Source organism: Streptococcus mitis (assembly GCF_946190325.1).
Lineage (GTDB): Bacteria > Bacillota > Bacilli > Lactobacillales > Streptococcaceae > Streptococcus > Streptococcus mitis_CF.
Window position 1 is genome coordinate 1 of record NZ_CAMHZR010000018.1, and the last position, 1917, is coordinate 1917.

The 1917-nt window shown below is 33.8% G+C and carries 3 protein-coding genes and 1 pseudogene; all 4 read right to left on the reverse strand.

Features of this window, described 5'->3' with window-relative positions:
* Positions 1-3 precede the first annotated feature (3 nt).
* A complete protein-coding gene (locus N8M95_RS09090) occupies positions 4-270 on the reverse strand; it encodes a DUF4176 domain-containing protein (RefSeq protein WP_261117074.1) in 267 nt (88 codons plus the stop codon).
* A gap of 26 nt (positions 271-296) precedes the next feature.
* Positions 297-980, reverse strand: a complete 684-nt coding sequence (locus tag N8M95_RS09095; RefSeq protein ID WP_247930842.1) for an enhanced serine sensitivity protein SseB C-terminal domain-containing protein — start codon at positions 978-980, stop codon at positions 297-299.
* Positions 981-988: 8 nt separating this feature from the next.
* Positions 989-1306, reverse strand: a complete 318-nt coding sequence (locus tag N8M95_RS09100) for a hypothetical protein (RefSeq protein ID WP_004264076.1) — start codon at positions 1304-1306, stop codon at positions 989-991.
* Positions 1306-1917, reverse strand: a pseudogene (locus N8M95_RS09105) (hypothetical protein); the annotation flags it as partial. The gene N8M95_RS09100 and the pseudogene N8M95_RS09105, both read right to left, overlap by 1 nt.

Consider the following 1917-nt stretch of genomic DNA (forward strand, 5'->3'; position numbering starts at 1 on the left):
GTATTAGCCTCCTAGTTCATTTACTTCATTCAACTCAGCAACATTCCCTTTAGGAATATCTGTTGTAGAGACAACCGCAGCAATATTTTCCAACATGAGGTCATTATCCTCATCACTATAACCCTCTTGAACTACCTTAAAAATATCTTCGTCATTGAAGTAGATAAGGCTATCGCCTACCATCCCTTCGGGATAGAGACAGGCTCCGTAATCAAAACGGTAGAGATCTCCTTTGACAGGTGCTGCAATCACACGAGCAATGATGAGCATCTTTTTAGTACTTCCCTTTAAAAATATTAGCGAGTGTAAATGGGAGGATTATCCTTCATTATTTCTTCTCCTAACTCTGTATTGCTTGATATCAAATCAAAAGGACAATCAGAGTCTATTTTATGACTCGCAATTTTTTTAGAAATCTTCTCAAAAAGAAGTAGCTCATTTTGAGAGTCATCATAATCTATGACTAGTAAGTAACTACTTTCTTCTTTCACTAGTATCTTTACGAAAAAGACATTATTAACTGAAGGAATTTCCTTAAAAATATTTGAAAGCTTGTTTTCAATCAACGTTGTATCCTCAATTGGCTTTCCAAAAAGTATTTTACGTGAATTGATTAAAGATAATATCGATTCTATATAATCTTTGTCCATAAAAACACTGATTTCACAAGGATTCAATACAACATATTTTACAGGTGAATTACGTTCTAGAAATTTATAAATATATACTATATCCACTTTGGCGAACTTAACACTTTTATTAAATAATGAACTAGATAAATTGATAGATTCAAAATCAGTAAATATAGGCAAATACTGTCTACCATCGCTACCATTTAATGTGATTAGAATATCAGAGCTATCACTTGTAGTAAAAGGTACCAACAAATATGATTTTGAAAGAGCAATAGCAAATTTCTTCCAGTCTGACTCCCTGTTATTTTCTTTATATATATTATATAAAAGATTCAAATCTAACATTAACTTCCTCATTCTTCTAATAAAGCATCAATTCTATTTAATAATGACGAAAATTGAGTATTACATTTTGTCATATATGTAGCATCAGAATCAAGAATATAAAAATCCGATAAACCATCTCTTGGGAAAAACATACTTTTGTACATTTTTCGAAGTTTCTCTATACATTCATTTGGGAGTTCAGGATTTTCTATATTTTGTATGATTGCTATCATATTTTTAAGCGTCCCTATAAAATAATTAACATTATGACGCTGCTTATGTTCTGATAGAATCCCTAATAAGTCAATTAACAATTCTATTAGTTCTTCTTTGAAATTTACCATCACCTTATTCCTCCTAGATGTGTTGTATTATTAAGAATTCCATCAATAGTCCAGGGTTTATTGATAAATATCTGTTCTTTGCCACCAATATATACTCCTCCTTGAGATCCTGTAGGACCTTCATAATAGACGGTACCTTTTGGGAACTTAGTAGCATAGATATCAGTCAATTCTGATGTACCTGTTAAAACTCCTGTATCCCTATCAATCCACTGAGGTTTAACTGCGGACTCTATCCTAACTTTTATTACTGACTCAGGGATATCCCTTGTATAATATTGTCCTAAAGGACTGTCAGAATTTCCTGCTCTAAAAAAGACCGTATCCTCTTCTAATATTTTCACATTATATTTACCGCTAGCGAAACTTTTAGCTGCAGTTTCATTAATTTCTAGTAGTGGCCCAGGATTTTCAATCATATTGTAACTATATTCTCTTGGATTGGTGGACACCTTGTTCAAACTAAACTTGCTGGCTGCTGAGGAGGCCGCATAACCTCCTACGATATTCCCGATAAAGTTTGCGGTTTGGGCGTCTTCCTCACTTCCACCTAGGAGCTTAGTCCCATGATAGGCAACCTGACCCGCTGTATAGGCGCCTGCTTCCCCTAT